General features: G+C 68.2%; 18 protein-coding genes. 8 read left to right on the top strand and 10 right to left on the bottom strand.

Features of this window, described 5'->3' with window-relative positions; translation table 11 throughout:
• Nucleotides 1-1,119, bottom strand: a complete 1,119-nt coding sequence (locus ARGLB_RS18575) for a PrpF domain-containing protein (protein WP_003805480.1) — start codon at nt 1,117-1,119, stop codon at nt 1-3.
• Nucleotides 1,120-1,360: 241 nt separating this feature from the next.
• On the opposite strand from ARGLB_RS18575, the gene ARGLB_RS18570 reads away from it, so the two are divergent.
• On the top strand, nt 1,361-2,299 hold the full coding sequence (locus ARGLB_RS18570; protein ID WP_003805478.1) for a LysR family transcriptional regulator: 939 nt from the start codon (nt 1,361-1,363) through the stop codon (nt 2,297-2,299).
• A 35-nt stretch (nt 2,300-2,334) separates the two neighbouring features.
• On the opposite strand, the gene ARGLB_RS18565 is transcribed toward ARGLB_RS18570, so the two are convergent.
• The 3 genes from ARGLB_RS18565 to ARGLB_RS18555 form a co-directional block, all read right to left on the bottom strand.
• Nucleotides 2,335-2,766: a VOC family protein gene (locus ARGLB_RS18565; RefSeq protein ID WP_003805476.1), complete on the bottom strand. Its 432-nt coding sequence runs from the start codon at nt 2,764-2,766 to the stop codon at nt 2,335-2,337.
• A 127-nt stretch (nt 2,767-2,893) separates the two neighbouring features.
• Entirely contained in the window at nt 2,894-3,568 is a 675-nt protein-coding gene (locus tag ARGLB_RS18560) for a response regulator (protein WP_003805474.1), read from the bottom strand.
• Nucleotides 3,565-5,610, bottom strand: a complete 2,046-nt coding sequence (locus tag ARGLB_RS18555) for a DUF4118 domain-containing protein (RefSeq protein ID WP_003805473.1) — start codon at nt 5,608-5,610, stop codon at nt 3,565-3,567. The genes ARGLB_RS18560 and ARGLB_RS18555 overlap by 4 nt, the downstream gene beginning before the upstream one ends.
• Nucleotides 5,611-5,776: 166 nt before the next feature.
• Here ARGLB_RS18555 and ARGLB_RS18550 point away from each other — a divergent pair, with 166 nt between their 5' ends.
• Together ARGLB_RS18550 and ARGLB_RS18545 are read left to right on the top strand one after the other, a co-directional pair.
• Nucleotides 5,777-7,753, top strand: coding sequence for an APC family permease (locus tag ARGLB_RS18550; RefSeq protein WP_003805470.1), 1,977 nt, complete (start codon nt 5,777-5,779; stop codon nt 7,751-7,753).
• Nucleotides 7,754-7,833: 80 nt separating this feature from the next.
• Entirely contained in the window at nt 7,834-8,454 is a 621-nt protein-coding gene (locus ARGLB_RS18545) for an L-threonylcarbamoyladenylate synthase (protein WP_003805468.1), read from the top strand.
• 130 nt (nt 8,455-8,584) lie between these two features.
• On the opposite strand, the gene ligD is transcribed toward ARGLB_RS18545, so the two are convergent.
• Complete coding sequence (ligD, locus tag ARGLB_RS18540) at nt 8,585-9,607, bottom strand: non-homologous end-joining DNA ligase (protein ID WP_003805466.1); 1,023 nt, start codon at nt 9,605-9,607, stop codon at nt 8,585-8,587.
• A gap of 231 nt (nt 9,608-9,838) precedes the next feature.
• Between ligD and ARGLB_RS18535 the strand changes: the two genes are divergently transcribed.
• Nucleotides 9,839-11,812: an alpha-amylase family protein gene (locus tag ARGLB_RS18535; RefSeq protein ID WP_003805464.1), complete on the top strand. Its 1,974-nt coding sequence runs from the start codon at nt 9,839-9,841 to the stop codon at nt 11,810-11,812.
• Between the two features lie 131 nt (nt 11,813-11,943).
• Here the strand turns inward: ARGLB_RS18535 and ARGLB_RS23725 are convergent, their stop codons facing one another.
• A complete protein-coding gene (locus ARGLB_RS23725; RefSeq protein WP_003805462.1) occupies nt 11,944-12,117 on the bottom strand; it encodes a hypothetical protein in 174 nt (57 codons plus the stop codon).
• Nucleotides 12,118-12,358: 241 nt separating this feature from the next.
• Here ARGLB_RS23725 and ARGLB_RS18530 point away from each other — a divergent pair, with 241 nt between their 5' ends.
• Nucleotides 12,359-13,045 carry an alpha/beta hydrolase family protein gene (locus ARGLB_RS18530; RefSeq protein WP_003805460.1) on the top strand — a complete coding sequence of 229 codons (687 nt, stop codon included), beginning with the start codon at nt 12,359-12,361 and terminating at the stop codon, nt 13,043-13,045.
• A gap of 5 nt (nt 13,046-13,050) precedes the next feature.
• Here ARGLB_RS18530 and ARGLB_RS18525 read toward each other — a convergent pair whose 3' ends face one another.
• Nucleotides 13,051-15,231 (bottom strand): elongation factor G-like protein EF-G2, encoded by a 2,181-nt coding sequence (locus tag ARGLB_RS18525; RefSeq protein ID WP_003805459.1) that lies wholly within the window; start codon nt 15,229-15,231, stop codon nt 13,051-13,053.
• Nucleotides 15,232-15,481: 250 nt separating this feature from the next.
• On the opposite strand from ARGLB_RS18525, the gene ARGLB_RS18520 reads away from it, so the two are divergent.
• Together ARGLB_RS18520 and ARGLB_RS18515 are read left to right on the top strand one after the other, a co-directional pair.
• Nucleotides 15,482-17,611, top strand: coding sequence for an amylo-alpha-1,6-glucosidase (locus tag ARGLB_RS18520; RefSeq protein ID WP_003805456.1), 2,130 nt, complete (start codon nt 15,482-15,484; stop codon nt 17,609-17,611).
• Between the two features lie 85 nt (nt 17,612-17,696).
• Nucleotides 17,697-18,728 (top strand): glycosyltransferase family 4 protein, encoded by a 1,032-nt coding sequence (locus ARGLB_RS18515; RefSeq protein WP_003805454.1) that lies wholly within the window; start codon nt 17,697-17,699, stop codon nt 18,726-18,728.
• A gap of 17 nt (nt 18,729-18,745) precedes the next feature.
• Here ARGLB_RS18515 and ARGLB_RS18510 read toward each other — a convergent pair whose 3' ends face one another.
• From ARGLB_RS18510 to ARGLB_RS18500, 3 genes are all read right to left on the bottom strand, one after another.
• Nucleotides 18,746-21,541 carry an ATP-dependent RNA helicase gene (locus tag ARGLB_RS18510; protein WP_050934417.1) on the bottom strand — a complete coding sequence of 932 codons (2,796 nt, stop codon included), beginning with the start codon at nt 21,539-21,541 and terminating at the stop codon, nt 18,746-18,748.
• 129 nt (nt 21,542-21,670) lie between these two features.
• On the bottom strand, nt 21,671-23,398 hold the full coding sequence (locus tag ARGLB_RS18505) for an HNH endonuclease signature motif containing protein (protein ID WP_043419770.1): 1,728 nt from the start codon (nt 23,396-23,398) through the stop codon (nt 21,671-21,673).
• 238 nt (nt 23,399-23,636) lie between these two features.
• On the bottom strand, nt 23,637-24,368 hold the full coding sequence (locus ARGLB_RS18500; protein ID WP_003805447.1) for a hypothetical protein: 732 nt from the start codon (nt 24,366-24,368) through the stop codon (nt 23,637-23,639).
• Between the two features lie 167 nt (nt 24,369-24,535).
• Here ARGLB_RS18500 and ARGLB_RS18495 point away from each other — a divergent pair, with 167 nt between their 5' ends.
• Entirely contained in the window at nt 24,536-25,159 is a 624-nt protein-coding gene (locus tag ARGLB_RS18495; protein ID WP_003805445.1) for a hypothetical protein, read from the top strand.
• Nucleotides 25,160-25,163 lie beyond the last annotated feature (4 nt).

Here is a 25,163-nt window from a genome sequence, read left to right as displayed (position 1 = left end):
TCAGCGAGTGGCTCCCGCGAGGGAGGCAGCGACGGCGCTGCCGGTGTCCTCGGGGAGGTGGATGATGGTGGTGGCGATCGTGCGGGCCGTGCGGTCGACGCCTACGAGGAGCGTCCTGCCTTGTTCCTCGCTCCACGTCTCGATGACCCCGGCGGGCGTTCGGAGCCGGAGCGTGCTCCCCAGGGTGTCGCCCGTGATGCTGTGCAGCACGGTGCCGGAGGTGCGGGCGGCCAGGGTCAGGGCGATGCTGCCGGTGATGGCCAGGGCCGGGTGGGGTTTGCCCATCGAGAGCATCATGACGTTGGCGTCGCAGCCGGGATCGGCCTGGGTGGGGGCACCGACGATGGCGAGTTTGGGGATGGCCCGCGCCGCTTCCGCTGTTGTGGCGACCAGCCCCATCCGCACGGCTGCCTGGCGCCGGATCAGCTCCAGGGTATCCAGTTGCAGCTCCACCCCGGCGCGCCAGCTGTCGTACCGGGCCGGGTCCAGGCCGAGCTCCTCGGCGCGGACCATCACCACCGGAGCTCCGGCGTCGACCATGGACACGGTCCAGCGGGTTCCGCCGGCGGCGATGGTGTCGGTGGCCGTTCCGGTGGGAAGCAGCGAACCGGTGGTCTTGCCGGCAGGGTCCTGGAAGCCCAGCCCCACTGCGTAGCCGGGGAACGGCACGCCGGGCATCTGGGCGTCCGGAACCGCCGCCAGAGCGCCGGCGGGGGTGGGCACGCGCTGGACGATGATTTGGTTGGTATTGGTGTTGCGGGTGACGATCCGGGTGACGTCGCCGGTGGGAAGCACCCACCCCTGCTCGATGGCGTACAGACCCACCACCGCCGAGCCGTTACCGCAGTTGCTGCCCCAGTCCACCGCGGCCTCTTCGATGCCCACCTGGGCGAAGGTGTACTCGACGTCGACGTCGTCGCTGACGGGCCTGTGCAGGATGACGGCCTTGCTGGTGGTCGAGGTGGCTCCGCCGACGCCGTCGATTTGGCGCGGGTCCGGGCTGCCGAACAGCCGCGGCAGCAGCACATCGAGGCTGGTGCCGGCCTCCTGAAGATGCTCCGCTTCGAACACCCAGCACTTGCTGGTGCCTCCGCGCATCCATTGGGCTTGGATCTTCATGGTGTGTACCGCTTCTCCTCGTGCTCGATTTCGTTATCGGCGCCTGAGAAGAGATTGAGCCAGATCACACCTTTAGACAATGTTGGATTATTGTTGGGGGATGTAGGGATGCTTAAGTCACTGAGAAGGAGAGGGCTGTTCCGCACATCTCTCCACTCGCTGGCCTGACCCGAGGCGGCGTCTCCTAGGTCCAGGCCGCGTCCTGACAGTGAATGAACCAAATGCGAAGAAGGGCGAAGCGTTGCTTAACGATGAAAGCCAGGACTTGTTCGATATCAGGCGGCTGGCCCTGCTGCTGGAAGTGGTGGAGCAGGGCTCCATCACGGCCGCGGCAGATCTCATGATGTACACGCCCTCGGCGGTCTCCCAGCAGCTGCGTAAGCTGGAACAAGAGGTGGGGCAGCCTCTCCTCACCCGCCGCTCCCGCGGGGTAGTGCCTACCGAAGCCGGCCAGGTGCTGGCAGGCCACGCCCGCAAGATTGTCTGGCAGATGCAGGCGGCCCGGTCCGACCTGGGCCAGATCGCCGGCCTCAAACGCGGTTCGCTTACCGTTGGCACCTTCCCGACCCTGGCCGGATCATTCCTGCCAATCGTCATCCGGACCTTCAAGAAGCGCTATCCGGCCATCAACCTCTCGTTGCGTAGCGCCCGCTTCGATGAACTCGTGGCAGATCTGCAGTCCGGGGCCACGGGACTGTGCCTTCTCTGGGACTACCCGTGGAATCCGTTCCGGGACGACTCGATCCGGGTCACAGAGGTCTTCCGGGAGAGCACCGTGATCCTGGTGGCCCGCAGCCATCCGCTGGCTGACCGGGAGCAGGTAAGTATGGCGGAGCTGCGCAACGAGTCCTGGATTGTGCGCGCCGAGGCACACCCCGTCGTGGAGGTTCTGCAGCGTTCCGCCCACGACACCGGGTTCGAACCCAAGATTGCCTTCCTGGCCAACGACTACCAGGAAGCCCAGGCCATGGTCAGCGTGGGAATGGGTGTGGCCATGGTGCCCAAGACTGCTGTGGCACTGCAGCATCCCGACGTGAAGGTGCTGAGCCTGGGTGCCGCTGCCCCGTTGCGGCGGGTCCTGCTGGCACAGCGCGAGGACAAGGTCTACGCCCCGGCCGAGGTGGCCTTTCACTCCACCCTGCTGGAAATTGCGCGCGAACGGGCCGGCGACTACCTCTAGACGGGCCCCAAACCGTTTAAATGCCTACGTCGTGGCTAGGAAGCAGGAGCTGCCGCGGCTCCGTTGACGTTGACCAGCCACGCGATGCCGAACTTGTCGGTGCACATGCCGAAGATGTCGCCCCAGGGTGCTTTCTCCATCGGGACGGTGACTGTGCCACCTTCACCTGACAACTTGTCGTAGTAGCCCCGCAGTTCGGCCTCATCGTCCCCGCTGAGCGACACGGAAATGTTGTTCCCCGGCGAGTAATCCATGGAGTTGGGCGTGTCGGCCCCCATGAGCACAAGCCCCTTCTCCGAGGTCAGCATCCCGTGCATGATCTTGTCCGCCTCCGCGGGATCCTCACTGGCCTGGAACTCCCCGAAGGTGCTGAGCGCCAGCTCACCGCCGAACACCGACTGGTAGAAGGTCATGGCGTCGCGGGCGTTGTCACGGAAACTGATGTACGGGTTGAGCAGGGTGGACACGATCGGTTCTCCTTCGGCTGTACATGTTGGCGCGTGGTGAGAGGCGCCCGGCACTACACATGTTGCCCGAATCCCTCTCCTCTTCATAGGGGTTCACGGAAGTTCACTGGCCGTTCATAAGTGCAGGTCAGGGCCGAAATCGGTAGCCAATGCCGGCCTCGGTCAGCAGATGGCGGGGGTTGCCGGTGTCCGCCTCGAGCTTGCGCCGCAGCTGCGCCATATAGACGCGCAGGTAATTGGCTTCCTTTTCGTAGGCCGGACCCCACACGCTGGCCAGGATCTGCTGCTGGGTGATGAGCTTCCCGGGATTCCGTACAAGCAGTTCGAGAATGCTCCACTCCGTGGGAGTGAGCCGCACGGGTTCTCCGTTCCGGGTGACCATCCGCCGTCCCAGGTCCACGCTGAACTCCGGGGTGTCCACCGTGGACGGCTCGATGGCTTCCGGGGCCCGGCGCAGGAGGGCGCGAAGCCGGGCCAGAAGCTCCTCCAGTCCGAAGGGCTTGGTGATGTAGTCGTCCGCGCCGGCGTCGAGGGCGTCCACCTTGTCCGATGAGCCGTGCCGGGCCGAGAGCACCAGGACAGGTGCGGTGCTCCAGCGGCGGAGTTCCCGGAGGACCGCCGCGCCATCCATGTCGGGCAGTCCGAGGTCCAGGACAACAATCCCGGGCGGATTGCGGGAGGCGGCAATCAACGCCGCCTCGCCGTCCGCGGCCGTCTCCACGGCGTAGCCATGTGCCTGCAGCGTGATCCGCAGGGCCTTTAGCAGATGCTGGTCATCATCGACCACGAGGACGCCGGTCACTGGGCAGTCTCCTGGGGAGCAACAGCCGGAGAACCGGCAGGCGAGACGGCGGATGGGCCGCCGTCGTGCCTGTCTTGCCCTGTTGAGTTGGGCCCTGTTGAGTCAGGCCCTGTTGAGCCATGCCCTGGTGAGGCATGTCCCGTCGAGAGGGGAAGCCTGATGACCATCGTGAGTCCCCCGCCGGGCGTCTCCTCCGCCCCCAGGCTGCCGCCCATGGCCGAGACGAATCCCCTCGCGACGGCCAGTCCGAGTCCCACGCCGGTTGACTGTGACAGATCGTCCAGGCGCTGGAAGGGCCGGAACATCGCCTGCACATTGCGGTCAGGCACGCCGCGTCCGTGGTCGATGATCCGCAGTTCGCCGGCCGGGTGGCCGTTGAGGACGGCGCTGCTGAGCCCGCCCGACGCCGAGGTCACGGTGACGTCCGATGCGGGCGCGTACTTGACCGCGTTTTCCGCGATGTTGGCGATGACGCGTTCCAGCAGGACAGCGTCAGCGTCGACGGCGGGAAGGTTCGGCGGCAACACCACCCGCACGCTGCCCGGCGGAAGCCCACGCAACGCCGGGGGCACGACGTCGAGCCACCGGACGGGCTTCATCAGGGGCCGTACCGAATCGGCCGTGATCCTGGACATGTCGAGGAGGTTCCCCACCAGGGCGTCCAGCCGGTCCGAGCATTCGTCGATGGTTTCCAACAGCTCCTGTTTCTCCTCGGGCGTGTACGTGACGGCGGTCTGCAGAAGGCCGCCGACGGCGAGCTTGATACCGGCGAGCGGCGTGCGGAGGTCGTGCGAGACGGCGCGGAGGATCGCGGTCCGCATGGTGTTGCCTTCGGCAAGCCGAAGCACTTCCAGCCGGCTGGCGGCCAGCTGCCGGCGCTCCAGCTGTGCCAGCACGTGCGCGGCAAAGGCGCCCAGCAGGCTGCTGTCAGCAGCCGGCACCGTCCTGCCGAACAGCACCAGCCAGGTGCCGTCGTCGACCGGTTCCACGGTGTGCTCGGCAAAATCCGCGCCTTCCCGTTCAGAATCGGTCAGCTCGCCCGCACTCGCCAGCAGCTTCCGCACTGGCCCGCCCTCCCCGTCGCGGGAAGCCGGTGCGTCACTGAAAGGCTGTGCGTCGCCGGAAGCCAGTCCGCTCCGGGTAGCCGTCCCGCTGAAGAGGGCCGCTCCGCGGACTCCGAAGACGTCCAGTGCCTGTTCCAGGAGACTGCCCACGGTGTCCTCCGCGCGGGTGGCTCCGCGGGCCAGCTCGCCGAGCGTCGCGGCCTCGGCGCGCGCCCGGGCGGCTTCCTTGGACCGCCGGGCAGACCTGTCCACCACACCGGCCACAGCCACCGAGACGCCCACGAACACGGCCAGGGAAAGCAGGTCCTGCGGGTCTTTGATGGCCAGTTCGCCAAGCGGGGGCGTCGAGAAGTAGTTGACCAGCAGGCTGCTCCAGAGCGCCCCCGCGACAGCCGGCCACAGGCCTCCCACGAGCGCTACGGCTACGGCCCCGGCGAGCTGGACCAAGACGGCGGTGGCCACGCTGTGCTCAATGACGGCGAGCGCCAGCTGCATCAGGATGGGGACGGCGGCCGCCAGCACGAACCCGACGGCGACGCGCACGCGGCCGAGGTCCCGCTGCCGCCGCCGGCCTGTGCCGCGCCCGGCGAGGGGATGCGGCACCACCTGCACGTCGAGGTCTCCGGCACGGCGGATGATCCGTGTCTCCGTGGCGCCGGTGAAAGGCCTCGACAGCGGGTGTGCCCGTGACTGGCCGATGACCAGGCGGGTGGCGCCGACATGGGACGCAAACCCGAGGAGTGCTTCGACGGGGTCAGCTGCTGCGACGGTGTGGTAACTGCCCCCCAGCTCCACCACCAGGCGGCGCTGCGATTCGAGGGCGCTGGTCGATTCCCGCGACGCGCCGTCCGCGGAACGGATGTGCACGGCTAGCAGGTCCCCGCCGCCGGCTCCGTCCAGGACCTTGAAGGCACGGCGGATCAGGACCTCCCCCTCAAGGCCTCCCGACAGGCCAATGACGATCCGTTCCCCTGCCATGACGCCATTCTTTCACCTGTCCGCCGGCCAACGCGGCACGTGCGGTGGGGTGCTTCACACCGGCGTTAAGGATCCGTCAAGATTCCGCTGCCGGCGGTCCCGGCGCTCCTGCCCGGTGCTACGTTCGGCAGTGCCCGCAGCGAAGTGCCCCGGGCTGAAAGGCACCATGACCACCATGAGCCGCCCACCGGCGGAACCCTCCGAGCTGCGCCGCACACGGAGGCAACGGCTTCACAGCTGGCTGCTGCTGGGCCTTCAGGACAGTAAGGGATCCCACCAGGGACCCGGCGGCCGGACCATGGCCAACGAGCGGAAGCATGCATGGTGGCAGGTCATGTGCCTGACCGGCGTGGACTACTTCTCCACGCTCGGCTACCAGCCCGCCATCGCCGCGCTCGCGGCCGGCGTCATTTCCCCGCTCGCCACGTTGGTGCTGGTGGTCGTCACACTGTTCGGTGCACTGCCGGTGTACCGCCGGGTGGCGGGCGAAAGTTCCCATGGCGAGGGTTCCATCGCCATGCTGGAGCGGCTTCTCCCCCGCTGGGGCGGGAAGGTGTTCGTCCTGGTGCTGCTCGGCTTCGCGGCGACGGACTTCATGATCACCATGACCCTCTCCGCCGCCGACGCCACGGCGCACCTCATCCAGAATCCCTACGCCCCGGCGTGGCTGCAGGGGCAGGAAGTGACGGTGACCCTCGTTCTCCTGGCGCTGCTCGCTGCTGTGTTCCTGCGGGGGTTCAAGGAGGCGATCGGGATCGCCGTCGTCCTGGTGGCGGTCTATCTGGGGCTGAACGTCGTGGTGGTGGCAAGGGCCGCCGTCGAAACCCTGGGCCACCCGACCGCCGTCGGTGACTGGTGGCAGGCCCTGGGGACGTCGCACGGCAATCCTGTCCTGGCGGTGGCCATAGCGCTGCTGGTGTTTCCCAAGCTGGCCCTTGGGCTGTCCGGCTTCGAAACCGGCGTGGCAGTCATGCCGCAGGTCCGGGGGCAGGATTCGGACACCGAGGAGGACCCGGCGGGCCGCGTCGCGGGAACCCGCCGCATGCTGACCACGGCCGCGCTGATCATGAGCGCGTTCCTCATCGCCAGCAGCCTCACCACGGTGATCCTCATTCCGGCCGCCGAATTCCAACCGGGCGGGCAGGCCAACGGGCGCGCCCTTGCCTTCCTGGCCCACCAGTACCTGGGGAACGGGTTCGGCACGGTCTACGACCTGAGCACCGTCGCCATCCTGTGGTTCGCGGGCGCGTCGGCGATGGCCGGGCTGCTGAACCTGGTGCCGAGGTACCTGCCGCGGTACGGGATGGCGCCCGAGTGGGCGAAGGCCGTCCGGCCGCTGGTGCTGGTTTTCGGTTTCATCGCCTTTCTGGTCACCATTCTTTTCGAGGCCGACGTCGACGCCCAGGGCGGTGCCTACGCCACCGGCGTGCTGGTGCTGATGACGTCGGCGGCGGTCGCCGTCGCGCTGTCCGCCCGGCGGCGCCGGCAGCGGAAGCGCACCGCCGGCTTCGGGCTGATCGCCCTGGTGTTCATTTACACGACGGTCGCGAACGTCATTGAGCGGCCCGAGGGCATCCGCATTGCGGCGTTCTTCATCGCCGGCATCATCGTCATTTCGCTGCTGTCCAGGATCGGGCGGTCCTTCGAGCTGCACGCTACCCACGTCCGCCTCGACCGGACGGCACTGGAATTCGTTGCCGCGGACGAGAGCGGCCCGATCGGGATCATCGCGCACGAGCCGCGCAGGCTGACCGCGGAGGCGTACCGGCAGAAATTGACATCCGCCATCGAGGTCAGCCACCTGCCGGTCCATTACGAGGCGCTGTTCCTTGAGGTGATTGTTGACGACTCCTCGGACTTCGAAACCGAGCTGCAGGTGCACGGGGTGGTGCGGCACGGCTACCGGGTGCTGGAGGTGCACGGGCCCGTCGTTCCGAACACCATCGCGTCCGTGCTCCTGCACATCCGGGACGTCACCGGCCTCATGCCGCACATCTACTTCCGCTGGACGGAGGGGAATCCCGTGGTGAACCTGCTGCGCTTCCTGTTCCTCGGGGAGGGTGAGATCGCACCGGTCACGCGCGAGGTGCTGCGCGAAGCCGAACCGGAGGTCACCAGGCGGCCGTGGGTGCACGTGGGGTAAGGGCCGGGACTGGGGGCGCGGCTGTGATCGCGCGCGTGTGGGTGCGTGCGTGGACGGCGGCCGGGCCGTAGGCTCAACGCATGGCGAAATTCTTTGATGTCCACCCCGAGGACCCCCAGCCCCGAGCGATCTCGCAGATCGTGGAGCTCCTTCGATCGGGCGGGCTGATTGCCTACCCCACGGACTCCTGCTACGCCCTCGGCGCGCAACTGGGGAACAAGGAGGCGCTGGACCGGATCCGTTCCATCCGGCAGCTGGACGACAAACACCATTTCACGCTGGTCTGCCGGGACTTCGCCCAGCTGGGGCAGTTCGTGAACATCGGCAACGATGTGTTCCGCAGCATCAAGTCCGTCACGCCGGGCAGCTACACGTTCATCCTGCCGGCCACCAAGGAGGTCCCGCGCCGGCTGCTGCATCCGAAGAAGAAGACGGTGGGGGTGCGCATTCCGCGGCACAACTTCGTCCAGGCGCTGCTGGCGGAGCTTGGCGAACCTTTGCTGTCCAGCACCCTGCTGCTGCCGGACGAGGAGGATCCGCTGACCCAGGGCTGGGAGATCAAGGAGCGGCTGGATCATGTGGTGGACGCGGTGATCGAGTCCGGTGACACCGGCTCCGAACCGACCACCGTCGTCGACTTCTCCGGCGGCACTGCCGAGGTGGTGCGCCGCGGCACCGGCGACCCGTCCCGGTTTGAGTAGGGCGCGGGTTTGAGTAGGGACTGGTTTGAGTTGGGCGCGGGTTTGAGTAGGGACTGGTTTGAGTAGGGACTGGTTTAAGTTGCGCGGAGTTCGGGCCTAGGCACCGCCCCGGGCGGGGCGGTGTGCCCGGCTACTCGGCCTTCTTCGCCCTGCTGGGCTGGACCCGGGGCGGTTCGCCCGGCATCTTGGGGTAGTCCGGCGGGAACGGCAGTTCCCCCAGCCCGTTCTCGAGGTCGCGCTCCCACCACCCCAGCAGTGTGTCGATGGTGCCCGGGTTGGCATGCATCTCCGCCCATGGGTCCCCCACCGTCTTCAGCCTGTCCGGCACAGTGAGGATGGTGAAGTCCTTTGGATTCACGCTCTCCAGTTCGTCCCAGCTGATGGGACAGGACACGGAAGCGTGCGGGAGCGCCCGCGGGCTGTAGGCGCCGGCGATGGTGCGGTCACGGTTGGCCTGGTTGAAATCGAGGAAGATTCGCTCCCCGCGTTCCTCCTTCCACCAGTTCGTGGTCACCTTGTCCGGCATCCGCCGCTCAAGCTCCCGGGCGGCGCCGATCACGGCATGGCGGACGTCCAGGAACTCGCGGGTTGGCTCAATGGGCGCGTACACATGCAGGCCACGGTTCCCCGATGTCTTGATAAAAGCGTTCAGCCCGGCCTCCGACAGCACTTTTCTCAACTCCAGGGCCGCAGGGACTGCGTCGTCGAAGTCCGTGCCCGGCTGCGGGTCAAGGTCGATGCGCAGCTGGTCCGGGTTATCCGAATTCCCGGCGCGCGAGGGCCACGGGTGGAAGACGACGGTGTTCATCTGCACCGCCCATACCGCGGCCGCAGGCTCGTCCAAAACCAGCTGGGGGTGCGAGCGCGCGCTCGGATAGACCACCTTGACCGAACGGATGAAGTCCGGCGTCCCTTTGGGCGGATTCTTGGAGAAGAACTGCTCGCCGTCGACGTTGTCTGAAAACCGCTGGAGGGACACCGGCCGGTCGCCGTTCGCCCTGATGAAGGCCTCACCCACATCCACGACGTATCGTGCGAGATCCAGTTTGGTCAGTCCCAGCTCGGGCCACAGCACACGGCTCGGGCTGGAGAGGCGCATTTCCCGGGGGCCGTTCGGTCCGTCGACACTGATGGTGGTCTGTTCACTGGCCATGGGGACAACCTACCCCGCGCGGCCCACCGCGTCAGCAGCATGCCTGCGGCGATTCCTGCCTACGATCGGTGACAGACCGTTCCATCAGGCAGGTTGCGCCGTCGGCCCCGAAGAAACACCTGCCCGCTCTCTGGGCAGCGGCGGGGCCATCTGTAAGGATGAAACCCACCGGAGGGATGAAACCACCCGGGCGCCGCCGGGCGCAGAGCTTCGTCGAAGGAGACCCGTTCCATGGTTGAACCCGCGAGTCTGGACGCTGCCCAGGGACCATTCGCCGCCCGGGAATCCGGCTCGCCGCAGCCGTCCGGGGCATCCAAGGCAGGCAGCCGCCAGCTGTTCAGCACAGTGGCCAGGCGGGCCGGGTTGGAGCCGGGCAGCCAGGACTGGATCGCACTGGAGCAGCGCTTCGACCGCCATTTCCCCGACCTGTCCAGGCTGTTCCGAGCGCTGTACGGATCGCGGCCGGACATCGAGGAGCAGCTGGCGGCCCTCGCCCTGGAGGCCGCCCGTTCCTGGAAGGAGCGGGCCGCAGAGCTGAAAAAGCTCGACACCGGCCGCGAAGGCAATACCGAATGGTTCCAGTCCAACCGCATGCTTGGTGGTGTCTGTTACGTGGACCGCTATGCGGCAGACCTGGAGGGCGTCCGCGCCCGCATTCCGTATTTCAAGGAACTCGGCCTCACCTACCTGCACCTGATGCCGCTGTTCCTGGCTCCGGAGCCCCTGTCCGACGGCGGCTATGCCGTGTCCAGCTACCGCGAGGTCAACCCGAAGCTCGGCACCATGGACCAGCTGCGGGCGCTTGCCGCCGAACTGCGCGCGAACGGCATCAGCCTGGTGGTGGACTTCATCTTCAACCACACCTCGAACGAGCACGAGTGGGCACAGCGGGCCGCCGAGGGCGACCCGCGCTACAGCGGCTATTACTGGATCTTCCCGGACCGCGCCATGCCCGATGCGTTCGAACAGAATGTGCGCGAAATTTTCCCGGAGGACCACCCCGGCTCCTTTGTGCAGCTGCCGGACGGCCGGTGGGTCTGGGCCACCTTCCACACCTTCCAGTGGGACCTGAACTACTCCAACCCCGAGGTGTTCCGCGCCATGGCGGGAGAAATGCTGTTCCTGGCCAACCTGGGCGTGGACATCCTGCGGATGGACGCTGTGGCCTTCATCTGGAAGCAGCTGGGGACACCCTGCGAGAGCCTGCCTGAGGCGCACACCCTGCTGCAGGCCTTCAACGCGGTCTGCCGGCTCGCCGCGCCGTCGCTGCTGTTCAAGTCCGAGGCGATCGTGCACCCGGATGAGGTGGCCCTGTACATCGATCCCGCCGAGTGCCAGCTCTCCTACAACCCGCTGCAGATGGCCCTCACGTGGGAAGCCCTCGCCACGCGGAACGTGTCGCTGCTCGCCCAGGCCCTCGAACGGCGGCATAACATTGCGCCGGGAACATCCTGGGTGAACTACGTGCGGAGCCACGACGACATCGGCTGGACGTTCGCCGATGAGGACGCCGCCGAGTTCGGCATCAACGGCTTCGACCACCGCCGGTTCCTGAATTCGTTCTACGTCAACCGTTTCCCGGGCAGCTTCGCCCGCGGCGTGCCGTTCCAGGACAACCCGCGGACGGGCGACTGCCGCATCTCCGGCACCACGGCGTCGCTGTGCGGCCTGGAGGACGGTTCGGCCGAGGCCATCCGCCGCATTCTGCTCACCCACTCGGTGGCCTTCAGCACCGGCGGCATCCCGCTGCTCTACCTCGGCGACGAGGTGGGCCAGCTCAATGACTACGACTACACGCTGGAGGATCGTCACGAGACCGACAGCCGGTGGGTTCACCGGCCGCAGTTCCCAGCAGAAAAGTACGCCAAGCGCCTGGACCCGGCCACGCCCGAGGGCGCCGTGTTTGCCGGTCTGAGGCGGCTGGCGGAGGTCCGCGCGGCCACCCCCGAACTGGCCGGCACCCGCCTCGTTCCGTTTACTACCAACAACCCCGCCGTACTGGGGTACCAGCGGCCGGGCGAGGGAACGGTGGTCCTGGCCCTGGCCAACTTCGGTGACGGCCCGCAGGTGGTGTCGGCGGAAACGCTGTCCGGATTCGCGGCCGAAGCTTTGGATCTGTTTTCCGAGGAGCCGGTCCGGGTCGACGAGGGGCTCGTGCTGCGGCCGCTGGATTACGCCTGGCTCAGGGTGGTGCCGGCCTCGTAGCCAACCGGCCGGCTAGGCATTCACCTTACTGCGCGCTTTCCTGATCCTTCCGGCGATGAACGCGGTCGCCAGGACGGCGCACCCGGCGATCCCGTCGGGGCCAGCGGCGTCAGCAGTTGCCGCCAGGAACGTCACTGCGTGCCCTGCTGGGTCTGTAAGCCCTGCTGGGTCTGTGAGCTGGCGCCGGCTTCATCGAACCTGAACGCCGCCGTGCCGCAAAAGGCCGCGACGACCATCGCAACAAGGGCTGCGCCGATCCTGCCACTGCCGACGGTCAAGGGAGCAATGGGCCGGTACGCGATCATGATGGTTCCTCCTGGCGGATGATGGGCTGTGTCCGGCGTAGCCGGCTTCTGCATCCACTGTCCGGTCCGGAGCTGGCTGGAGACTTTCGCCTGCCTGTGCCCGGGCTGTGCATCACGAACCGGGCATCACGACGCCGGCACCCGGACCGGGGGCATCCGAACCGGGAGCCGTCCGGACCGGGGGCCGTCCGGATCAGGGAGCCGTCCGGATCAGTGAGCCCAGGTCAGGCATGATGGAGTCATGCCTATCGCTGATTCCCCCGTCACCATCGCCGTCGGCGAAGGCCACGTTTCCGGCGCCTACGCACGGCCGGCCAATCCGTTCGCAACGCTCGTGCTGGCCCACGGCGCCGGCGCGGGCATGGAACATCCGTTCATGCGCGGGTTTACCGATGCACTGAACGACGACGGCGTCGCCACCTTGCGCTTCAACTTCCCCTACCGTGAGGCGGGCCGGAAGTTCCCCGACCGGCCGCCGGCGGCAATTGCCACGTGGCGGGCGGCCATGGCCGAAGCGGCCGCCCGGGCGAAGGCCGCAGGAGAAGCCGAGCCGCTGTGGGCGGCAGGGAAGTCGTTCGGCGGCCGGATGGCCTCCATGGCCGTGGCAGAAGGAATGCCGGCCGCTGGCCTCATCTACCTCGGCTACCCGCTGCACCCGCCGGGCAAGCCGGAGAAGCTCCGCGACGAGCACCTCTACGGGCTGGAAACCCCCATGCTTTTCCTGCAGGGAACACGCGACACATTCGCCACCCGGGAGCTGCTGGAAGGCGTGGTGTCACGGATCGGACCGACGGCCACACTCCAGTGGTGCGAAGGCGGCGACCACTCATTTGCGGTCGCCGGAAACAAACGCAGCGCCGAGGACATCGGCGCCTCGCTCGCTGCGCCGGTCACCGCGTTCCTGCGTGCCAACAACCCTGCCGGCTAAGGATTTCAGGCGTGCGCCGCCGCCGGCGCCACGTTGCCTGGAACCGGTTCGTGCCGCAGGTAGCTGCGGCGGAACCGGCCCGTGCCCGCGGTCAGCGCCCGCAGCTGGACCGCATACCGGAGGAGTTCTCCGTCCGGTACCTCGGCGGTGACCTCCGTGGCATCCCCGCCGGACGACGTCGTGCCCGTGAGCCGGCCACGGCGTGAGGAAAGGTCGCTCATGACCGCCCCGACGTACTCGTCCGGGATGCTGATGGTGACGGCGGAGACGGGCTCCAGCAGCTGGATGCGGCCGGCGGCTGCAGCCTCGCGCAGTGCCAGCGCGCCGGCAGACTGGAACGCGGCGTCGGAGGAGTCAACGCTGTGGGCCTTGCCGCCCACGAGCGTCACCCGGATGTCAACCACCGGGAACCCTGCGGAAACGCCCTTCTGCATCTGCGCCCGCACACCCTTCTCCACCGAGCCGATGAACTGGTTCGGCACTACCCCGCCCACGGTCTTATCCACGAATTCGAAGCCTGCCCCGCGTTCGAGCGCCTCCACCTCAATGTCGCAGATGGCGTACTGGCCGTGGCCGCCGGACTGCTTGACGTAGCGCCCGTGCCCGGCGGCCGGCGCGGCGAAGGTCTCGCGCAGCGGCGTCACCACGGGCACGGTCTGCAGCTTCACCCCCTGGTCCCGCAGCCGGTCCAGGATCACCTCGCCGTGCGCCTCGCCCATGCACCACAGGATGAGCTGGTGGGTTTCGGAGTTGCGTTCCACCCGGAGGGTCGGGTCACCGGCGGCCACCTTGCCCAGGCTCTTGGCGAGGGCGTCCTCGTCGCTGCGGGTGGCGGCCTCGACGGCTACCGGCATGAGCGGTTCGGGCATATCCCAGGCCGTGATCAGCAGCGGGGCATCCTTGGCTGACACGGTATCGCCCGTTTCCGCGCTGCCCAGCTTGGTGATGGCGCAGATGTCGCCAGCCACAGAGTACGGGACAGGCCGCAGGCTTGCCCCCATTGGGGAGTACAGGTGGGTGAGGCGCTCATCGCTGTCATGGTCCTCGTGCCCGCGTTCGGCCAGGCCGCGGCCGCTGACGTGCACTGCGGAATCCTCGCGCAGTGTGCCGGAAAAGACACGCACCAGGCAGACGCGTCCCAGGAAAGGATCCATGGTGGTGCGCACCACCTCACCGGCCAGCGGTCCGTCGGGGTCGCAGGAGAGCGGCCCGGCCGGTTGGCCGGCGAGGTCGGTCACGTCCGGCACGGCACGCTCAAGGGGTGTCGGAAACGCCCGGGTCAGCATGTCCAGCAGCTCCGTGATTCCCAGACCCTTCTCAGCCGACGTCGCCAGGACGGGAAAGAACGATCCACGCGCCACAGCCGTTTCGAGGTCGCCCACCAGGACATCGGCGTCGATGTCCTCGCCCCCAAGGTAGCGGTCCATCAGCGACTCATCCTCGCTCTCGGAGATGATGCCTTCGATCAGCGCGCCGCGCTCGGACTCCGCGGCGGCGAGCTCATCAACACTCGCCTCACGGACCGCGGGCTCCGGGGATTCGCCGTCGTACTCCGAGACCTGCCCGGACAGCAGCCCGAGCAGTCCCGTGACGCTGCCGTTCGTGCGGACCGGGAGGTAGGCCGGCACCACCGACTGGCCAAAGGCTTGCTGGCAGGCGGCCAGGGCGGCGTCGAAACTGGCCCTCGGGTGATCGAGCCGGCTGATCACCACGGCCCGGGGCGTATCCAACTGGGCGCACTCCGCCCACAGGGCGGTGGTGGCGGCGTCGACGCCGTCCACGGCCGACACCACGAACAGTACCGCGTCCGCAGCGCGCAGCCCGGCGCGCAGCTCGCCGGTGAAATCCCCGTAGCCCGGTGTGTCCAGCAGGTTCACCTTGACGCCGTCGTAAATCAGCGGCGCCACGGACAGGACCACGGAGCGCTGCTGGTGGATCTCGGACGGTTCCGCATCGCTGACCGTGTTGCCGTCAACGATGGAGCCCATCCGCGGGATGGTCCCGGTCGCTGCGAGCAGTGCCTCGAGCAGCATGGTCTTGCCGGCCCCGGAGTGTCCCACCAGTGCGACGTTGCGTATGCCCTCCGGCCTGTCCACCGGTGCTCCGGCCGACGCGTCCGCCCGCCGGAGATCGGAACTGCCGCGGCCCGGACCCTTGCCCCGGCCATTAGTGCCCTTTACCGACATGACCATCTCCCGGCGTGCTAGTCGTGAGCCGCCAAGCGGCCTTGGTAAGAAGATTCGACACCCAAAGCTGCTGATCAGCAAGGGGTCCGGGCGCTGGCCGCCAGTCCGACGGCGCGGCGGCGCGGCTTTCCGGAGCCGTCACCGCCGGCGGGCAATAACCCGTTGCGGCCTCATCCAGGTAGGGGGACGATGGATAACGTGGCCGCACGGGCCGGCCCATGCCATCCGACTAGTCACCAGGGAGCGGTCGATGAGTGCGTGGAATGAAAACATCGGTGCAGGATCATCCGGCCTGACAGCGGTGACCGTGGTGGAGGGCTCCTCCTTCTGCATCTCCGCCGAGAGCGGGGACGTGTTTCCCGGCCAGCCGCAGGGCGCCTTCTACCAGGACACCCGGATTCTCTCCTGCTGGCAGCTGACGGTCGATGGCGTTCCGCTGGAACCGCTGTCCGGCCAGACCCGGGAACCCTACCGGGCAGTGTTCGTCGGCAGGCCCCGCGGGGCCAACGGTGCGGTGGAAAGCCCGTTGGTGGTGGAGCACAGCCGGCAGGTCGGACCCGGCCTGCGTGACGACATCAAGGTGCACAACTATTCGGAACAGCCGCGGACCTGCCGGATCCAGATCAGGGTGGACGCGGACCTGAGCGACCTGTTCGACGTCAAGGGCGGAAAGGTGGTGCCGTCGGCCGAGCACAGCCGAAAGGTCCGGCCCGACGCCCTGCAGATTGACGCCATACGCAACGGAATCCACCGGGGCGTGGTCATCAGCGCCCCCGGTGCCGGGGTCACCGAGGACGCCCTGACGTTCGACGCCGTGTTGGCTCCCCGCGGTAACTGGACGGCCACCGTATTCACTACGCCCCTGGTTGACGGTGCCGGTCCGGAACAGCCCTTCACGCACGAGACGGCTCAGCACGTGGGCGCACAGCGCTACGCCGCCTGGGAGGAACATGTTCCCCGGCTCACCGTGACGGACAAGAACGTGGAAAAGGTCCTGACCCGCAGCCAGGAGGACCTGGGTGCCCTCCGGATCTTCGACCCCGACCACCCCGAGCGGGCCGCCGTCGCCGCCGGCGCCCCGTGGTTCATGGCGCTGTTCGGCAGGGATTCCATCCTGTCCTCCTACATGGCGCTCGCGGTGGACCCGAAGCTGGCGGCAGGGACCCTTCAGACCCTCGCCTCACTGCAGGGAGAGAAGGTTGATCCGGACACCGAGGAGGAACCGGGCAGGATCCTCCACGAGGTGAGGCTGGGGGTCACCGCCGGGCTGGCACTCGGTGGCAGCCAGGCGTACTACGGCACCGCCGATGCAACGCCGCTGTTCGTGGCACTGCTGGCGGAACTGGGACGCTGGGGGCTGGCAGGCGACCTGCTGGACTCGCTCCTGCCCCATGCGGACCGGGCCCTGGACTGGGTGCAGCACTATGGCGACCGCGACGGCGACGGGTTCGTGGAATACCAGCGCGCCAACGAGCACGGTCTGCTGAACCAGGGCTGGAAGGATTCCTGGGACGGCATCAACTTCTCCGACGGACGGATGGCGGAGGCACCCATAGCACTGTGTGAGGTGCAGGGCTACGTCTACGGCGCCTACCTGGGACGTGCCCTGCTCGCCCAGCAGCTGGGCGACGAGGAGACCGCGTCCAAGTGGAACCGACGGGCCGCCGACATCAAGGCCGAGTTCAACGAGAAATTCTGGCTTCCCCGGAAGGGGTACTTTGCCGTGGCCCTGGACAAGGACAAGCGTCCCGTGGATGCCTGCACCTCAAACATGGGGCACTGCCTGTGGTCAGCCATCGTCGACGCCGACAAGGCAGCCCTGGTGGCCGAACGGCTGATGTCGCCGGAGATGTTCACGGGTTGGGGTATCCGGACGCTCGCCGCGGACATGGGCGCCTACAACCCGGTCAGCTACCACAACGGGTCGGTGTGGCCGCACGATACGGCCCTGATAGCGGGCGGACTGATGCGGTACGGCTTCATCGAGGAGGCCACGCGCATTGCCACCGGCCTCTTTGACGCCGCGGAAAAGTTCGACGGGCGGCTGCCGGAGCTCTTCTGCGGGTTCTCCCGGGACGACTTCCCCGACCCCGTCCCCTTCCCCACGTCCTGCTCGCCGCAGGCCTGGGCCTCAGCTGCGCCGGTGCATCTGATGCGGGTCCTCCTGCGCTTCGATCCCCTGCTTCCCCGCGAGGAGGTCTGCCTCGCCCCGGTACTTCCGGCTGAGTTCGGCAGCTTCCGGGCGGACCACGTCCAGATGGGCCCGTCCCGGATCACCGTGCACGCCGCCGGCACCGAAGGGTCCATTGACGGCCTAAGCCAGGGCCTGACCCTGCTTAACAAGCCGCGGCCGCCGCTGGAGCGTTTGATGGCACCCTAAGAGCGGACGCGTAGTCCCACATACAACTGAATGGTCTCAGTAGTTAAGACGGTCTCAGAACATCCGGACAACACGGGAGCTGCGGATGCGTATCGGTTTAATTGCGGGGCCCTGGTATCCGATTCCTCCGGCGGGATACGGAGGCATCGAACTGGTGGTCGACGCCCTGGCCAAGGGGTTTTCCAGAGCCGGTCATGAGGTGCTGCTCGCCGCCGCGGCAGACAGCACCTGCCCGGTGGAACGGCTGCCCGGGATGCACTCCTCTGAACCCGACCTCGTGGGATTCACCTCCTCGGAACTCAGCCACGTGATCAGCGCCTACGCCGGGATGGACGGCATGGTGGACCTGGTCCATGACCACACCCTCGCCGGCCCGCTCTACCGGGGCCGCCCCGATGGGCTGCCGGTGGTCACCACGATTCACAGCGACCTGAGCCCCTCGTTCGCCGCCGTCTATGGCGCGGCAGCCCGGGACACAACCCTGATCGCCATCTCCAAAAGCCAGGTCAGCAGCGTACTCGCAGACCGGGTCGCTGCCATCATCCCCCACGGCATGGAGGTGGACGCGGTTCCGGTGGGGCACGGGCAGGGCGGCTATGCGTGTTTCCTAGGCCGGATGTGCCCCGACAAGGGCGTGGTGGAGGCCATCAGGGTGGCGCAGCTGGCCGGGGTTCCGCTCCGGATCGCGGCGAAGATGCGGGAACCGGCTGAACTGCAGTACTACCGCGATGTTGTAAAGCCGCTGCAGGGCCCGGACGTGGAGTTCCTGGGCGAGGTGGGCGGCGCAGAGAAGTACAAACTGCTCGGTGAAGCCACCGCCTTGCTCAATCCCATCCAGTGGATGGAGCCGTTCGGGCTGGTGATGATCGAAGCGATGGCTACAGGCACACCGGTGGTGGCCACGCCGATGGGGTCGGCGCCGGAAATCGTTGACGACGGCGTCAGCGGCTACCTGGCCTCGTCGCTGGAGGACCTGGCTGGGCTGCTGCTGCGCGCTGGGACCCTGGACCGCAGGGCCGTGCGCGCCCAGGCCGAAGACCGGTTCAGCACCGAGCGAATGGTCGAAGCCCATCTGGCCCTCTACTCACGCCTGACCGGTGTGGCTTCCACGCGGTAATCACATCGGTGCAGTAATCACTTCCGCGTATTGGTCCGCGCGGTCGCCGTCGCGGTCCAGGGGTCCTCCGGCCAGGGGTGCTTGGGATAGCGGCCCCGCATCTCCGCTCGGACCTGTGCGTAGGGGCCGGACCAGAAGGAGGCAAGATCGTCGGTGACGGCCAGCGGCCGGCGGGCCGGCGACAGCAGATGGAACTGCACCGCCACCCGGCCGCCGGCGAGCAGCGGCGTCCGGTCCCAGCCAAAGCATTCCTGTAGCTTGACGGCGACCACCGGCCTGCCGCCGTCGTCCCCGGCCGCCGGATAGTCAATCCTGACGCGGGAACCGCTGGGCACCTCCAGAAACTCCGGCGCGAGCTCGCCCAGCCGGGCGGCGTCGGGCCACGGCAGCAGCCGCCGCAGCGGGTCCGCCAGGTCAATGCCGGAGGTCGCAGCCCCTCCGGCCAGCGCCTCCAGCTCCGGACCAAGCCAGTCGTCGAGCCGGGACAGCAAAGCAGGCTCGGACATGTCCGGCCAGGGGTCCCCCAGTTCCCGGTGCAGCAGGGCGAGACGGCGGCGCAGCGCATCCGCCGCCGTCGACCATCCGATGGTTCCCAGCCCCTGCTCCTCCAAAGCCCGGGCGACGGCGGCACGGCCGGCACCTGCCGACGCCCGCACCGGCGTGGAGGAGAGGGAGATGGCGCCAAGGCGCCGCTCCCTGCGGGCCGTCACACGGCCATGGCCAAACGTTGCCTCCACCGAGTCGAGCAGCAGGTGCGCCGCGGCCCCCTCGGCTGTGTCAGCCGTCAGCGGCGCGGCAGAACGGATCACCGCGCCCGTCCCGGCGGCGTCCCGACCGTCCGCCCGCGCAACTTCGGCCACCGCCAGCCACTCGTGTCCGGCAAGCGGACTGCCAGCGGGAAGACCGGCCCGCGTGCCGGAGGTCAGCAGATAGCGTTCCGGCCCGTCTCCGGGGACGCGGCGGGCCACCCTGTCCGGGAACGCCAGGGCGACGACCAGACCGATCTGCTCCGCGGTTCCCGCCGGCACGTCGAGCACCGGCATATCGACCACCGGCATATCGACAGAGGAAAGCCCGACGCCGGACCCCGCCTGGCGCGCCAGGGTGTCCAGCCGTCGTGCCTCATCGGCCCACCGCCTGGAGGCGGGATCCTTGCCGGAGCGGAGGGCGGACACCAGCCGGGGCAGGTCCGCCCCGGTGGCGCGCTGGTCCCCGGCGACGGCGGCAACCACCTCCGCCGCCAGCCTGTTACTCCCAGCCCCGCTAGCCGCCGTCGCGTTCCCAGTAGTCCCAGACCCTGTGCGGCCGGCATTCGCTCCACCCAGCAGCGCCGAACCGACCAGGAGGGCGCGTCCCAGGCGGGGGTCGGCGGGAATGCGTGCCAGGGCTTTGCCCAAGTCCGTGGCGAGGCCATCCTCCCCCACGGCACCAAGTTCGCGCAGCACCTCGACGGCGTCGCCCATGGCAGCCTGCGGCGGGGCGTCAGGAAGGGCAAGCCCGCGGCCGCCGGGCGAGCCCCAGCACGCGAGGATCAGGGCTGCGCCCGTCAGGTCGGACACGGCGATCTCGGGCGTTTGGTGCGCAGGCGCTGCGCCGAGGGTTTTCTGGTCATAGCAGCGGACCACCTTCCCCGGCCCTTGCCGGGCCGCACGTCCGGCGCGCTGTTCCGCAGAGGCCCGGGAGCAGGAGACGGTGACCAGGCCGGTCATGCCGCGGCCGGCGTCGCGGCGGGGTTCGCGGGAGAGCCCGGCGTCGACCACCAGCCGGACGCCGGGCACTGTCAGCGACGATTCGGCGAGCCCCGTGGACACAATGATCCGGGCGGGATCCCCGGGCTTGCGACCGGACACGGCGCGGTTCTGGGCCGCGGGGCTGACCTGGCCGTGCAGCTCCAGGATTTCGACGCCGGGACCCACCCGGGCGCGCAGCCGGCCGGCCACATGCGACACCTCCCACGCGCCCGGCAGGAACACCAGGGCGTCGATGCGGGGGTCGGCGGCGAGGGCATCGGCATATGACACGGCGGCGGTTTCGGCCACATGATCGAGGAAGAGGCGCGTCACTCCGCGTCCGTCCAGCCGCGCCACCGGCGCGGGCGTCCAGGCCGTTTCCAACGGGTGAAGAGCAGAGGGGCAGTCGACGACGGGAGCAGGCCCGCCGCCGTCGGCCCCCTGGGTTTGTTCCCCGCCGCCGTCGGCCCCCTGGGTTTGTTCCCCGCCGGGGTCCGTGCCGAGCAGCGCAGCGAACCGCGGCGCGTCCAGGGTGGCGGACATGGCGACAAGCATGAGGTCGCCGCGCAGCTGGCGCACCTCGGCGAGCAGGCCCAGCAGCAGATCGGTTTCCAGGCCGCGCTCGTGCACCTCATCAAGGATGACGGCGGCCGTGCCCTCCAGGCCGGGATCGGCCAGCAGGCGGCGCAGCAGGATGCCCGGCGTCACAAACTCGATGAGGGTGGCCGGGCCCGCCTGGCGTTCACCGCGGACGGTGTAGCCCACCCTGTCCCCCAGCTTCGTCCCGTCGAGGTCAGCGAGGCGCCGTGCGGCCGAGCGCGCGGCCACCCGGCGGGGCTGGGTCACCACGATGCGCGGCTTGCGGTCGCCTGCGGCAGCCTGTGCCAGGTTTGCAACCAGCGGGGGAACCAAGGTCGTCTTGCCAGTGCCGGGCGGGGCCTGGACCACCGCGGCTCCGTCGGCGCCCTGCTCACGCAACACCCCGCCCAGCGCCCCGAGCGACTCCGCGAAGACCAGCCCGGAGCCGATGGCCTGCAGATCGAACGGGGCGGAACGGCCCAGGGCATCGATTGGGGCGTCGATTGGGGCATCGTGCGGGCGGGGTGCGGAAGTCACCCTTCCATTGTGCCGGTGGCAGGCATGGGACCGGACACGGACAGGCTTGGACCGGGCATGCCTGACGGCGGACGAACTTTCGGGGCAGACGTCTTCCTAGGCTGCTGTGGAGGACGACCAGTATGGCCATGGATCCACTGGCAGCGGTGGTTCAACGCCGTCGAAAGCCATCTGGCTCCCAACTCCGTCCCGGTCGTCGGGAGGTTCCGGAGGTTCGGGACCCTGGTCAAACCAGTCCGGCAGCCCCTGCCATTCCTGGCCGGGCGGCGGTTCCGGCCAGTGCGGTGGTTCCCAGTCCTGCTGTTCGCTGGCGTAACAGCGGCCTGACGGTGAGATCCAGCCGGGCGGGCTCTCACGGGTGGCGCCGACCGGTCTCCACGCCGACGTGTGTTTGAGTCTGTGGTGTTTGGGGCAGGGCTGGCCAAGGTTGGTGATCCCGGTGGTCCCGCCGTTGGCCCAGGCCAGGATGTGGTCGGCGTCGTTGTCCAGGGAGTGGTTGTTGCAGTTGGGGAACGTGCAATGTGCGTCTCGGAGGCGGAGCCAGTGGCGCATCGGCTTCGTCAATCGGTAGCTGGTGTGTCCGATCTCCAGCGGTGCCCCGTCCCGAGGGTCGGTCAGGACCCGCAGGAAGGACGTGCCGCCGTCGGCGACGAGCCGGCGGGCCATGGACGGCGGGATCGGCCCGTACCCGTCCAGCACCGCCGGTTCCTGCGTCTGTCCGAGCAGCGAGAACACCGGAACTGTGACCAGGACCTGCGCCCGCGGAGACGGCACATCACCGGCCAAACCAGGAGCACCCGAAACAGCGTCTGCCGCCCCGGTCAGCACAGCACCTGCGGCACCGGCTGGCTCGAATCCTGCGGGCCGGATATCGGCAGGCGGGGGGACTGTGGAAAGAGGCTTACCGCGCAGCGCAGCGTCCTCAGGGAAGGTTCCAGCGACCCGGTCTCCAGCCGCGCCGCCCACTCCCGGTGCCGGACCGAGCAACCAGCTGGCGAAGGCATCGACGCGGAGCTGGGTCAGGGTTCGGGGCTCGGTTGGCCCCTGCAGGGCGCGGGCGGCGGCGGTGGCGCGGTCCCAAATCCCGGCCGCCTGATCCGCCGGCAGATAGGCCGACAGCCACGCCATGCCGTCCCGGTCCGGGGCATACTCCAGCCGCCGGTCCGTCACACACTTGTGGTGCCGTTTTTCAATGCTGACCGGATGGTGCCGTTCCCGCCAATACCGGGCCTTGGCCCGGAACCTTGCCGGGGTCAGCTCCCCCGCCGCGCAACCCCGTGCCGGGTTTGGTGCGTCCGGGTCCAGGAAATGCGCCTCAAGCGCCGCCGCCGCTTCCGGCGACAGACCCTCGGTCTCGTCACACATGATCCGCCCGTGCTGCCACGACAGCGTTCCCGCTCCGAGCGCGGCAAGGGTCAGCGGCAGATCCGTGCTCAGCCTGGCGGACTCTTCTAGAAAGCGTGCCGCCGCTCCTTCGCTCACGGTCAGCGCGCACGCGACCTCGGCGGTCACCGACATCTCCAGCGCGTCCCGCTCCGAGACAGACGCATCAGGAGCCGCCCAAGCCGCCGCGGCAGCAGCGAAACCAGCCGCGGCCTGGACCTTCAACGCAGCCACCCGGGCCTCTAGCCTGGCCGTCCCGGCCAGCACATCCAGCCACGCATCCGCCTCATCCCGCAACGGATCAGCAACGGTCAAACCCCCAGAACCGGTCACCGACACGGAACCCGCCACGGCGCCGGCCGCCTCATGGACAAAAACAGCCAGCACAGCAACAGAGGACCCGATGCCCTTCACCGTCTGCACCGCTGCCTTCGCATCCATACCCACAGCATGACAGGGGGCTATGACAATAAAGGGTCGAAAATGCACAACATACGGACCGGACCGAAAAGATTTTTTAGACTCCTTGAGAAGGAAAACCCGGTAGCACATCAGGGCGTACCCAGCGCTCAGAACGCCCTGATCTGCCACCTACTTGGGCACTTAGAGAAAACGCAAAGCCCACGTCCTGACCTGCACGGCCTAGGAAAGCAGGCCGTGCAGGAGCTTGGGAATCCCGCTACCTCCGGACCACGACGTCGTCGATGTAGCTGTCGCCCATCTGGCGTGGGTGCTCGGCTCCGAACTGAACCTTGCTCAGGCTCGTGGCTCCGAGGACAAGCCGGTTATTGGAGTACACCCGGGCGCCGTCGAGCCAGATCTCAATGGAGGACTTGTCGCCTTCGGCCCTGACCTGCATCTGCACATGGTGCCAGGTATTCAGGGTCATGTTCCGGGCCAGGAGCTTGGTGTAGGAGAACGTCCCGTTGGGGTTGGTGGTCCGCAGCCAGGGCGTGCCCGTGGCATTGTCGCGGAAGACGTCGGCGATGCGCGTGCCGCCGGAGAAGAACCGCACGTAGGGAACGTTGTTCCCACGGAGTCCGCCCGACACGATGTTGACCCAGGCGTCGGCGCTGGCCCTCTTCGTGCCGGCCTCGAGGCCGTACCCCATGTTCGCCACGGACCCGACGGTATCGGTCGCCCGCAACCGGACCGAACACGTGCCGGTATGGGCCCTGGGGCTGGCCACGGCCACAATTCCGTTGCCTGACCGGGTGGCCACGAACGGCGCGATCGTATTGCCCTCAAAAGTTGCGGAGGTCAGCACCTTGCCCCCGAGGTTGCTCACCGGGACTGCCGTTCCGGGACGGCAGGTAGCCGCCAGTGCGGCCTGTGATGAACCGAAAATCAGGCTGCCCGACAGCAGCAGCCCAAGGCTTCCGATCGTGCCGAGTTTCCGTAGCTCGCCCATGGCATGTCCTCACTGTTGTTCGGTTTAGTCTCCGTAGCCATCCAGCTTGCACCCCGGGCCATGATCGGCTCCGGAGGTTGGGAAAACCTTGGGGCACCCTATGTGGCGCATAATTGCATGACCGAGAGGCAAGAATTCCGACGGCGGCCAGGGCAAAGGAGGTCCGGATGCTGAGGCTTCCGCGCATCACGGTGGAGGTTCCCGTCCTCAGCGTCGGCGCCAAACCCGCTGACTACGAACAGCTCGCTGCCTACGCGGACGGGCTGCGCAGGCCGCAGGGCCTTCACATGACCCTGCTCCACATCGGCATCCTGGAGGACTTCGCCGCCGACGTTGCCGACTGGACCAAGGGCGCCACTGACCCGGCCGCGGCCGCCGTCAAGACCGCCGGCTGGCTGCGCGCACTGCCCGTGCTGGAGGGTTTCACCGGGACAGCGGAGCGGCTGGTCCTGCTGGGCGGCGGCAGGGTGTCCGGGCTCGAGGTGGAAGTACCCCAGGGCGTGCGGGACTTTCAGGTCGGGCTCGTCCAGGCCCTCCATGAGTTGCTGGATGACCTGCTAGTGGACAACCCCGATGACTTCATCCTCAGCTCCCGCGCCCTGGGCTTCAGATATCCGCGGTGGCGCCCCCACGTTGCTGTGGGCAAGCCAAAGTCGCAGGGCCCCTCATGGGAAGGCCGTCCACGGGAACGCAGCGGCTCCTGGGAAATCCGTCCGCTTACGGTGGAGTTCGGACCTTCGCAGATCAGGAACCGGCAGCTGCTGCCGGGACCGGCCGACGGCATTCCGTAGCGGT

It is taken from the genome of Arthrobacter globiformis NBRC 12137, from assembly GCF_000238915.1.
Lineage (GTDB): Bacteria > Actinomycetota > Actinomycetes > Actinomycetales > Micrococcaceae > Arthrobacter > Arthrobacter globiformis.
Note: the sequence above shows the minus strand (reverse complement) of the source record. Positions and strands in the feature narration are given on the sequence as shown.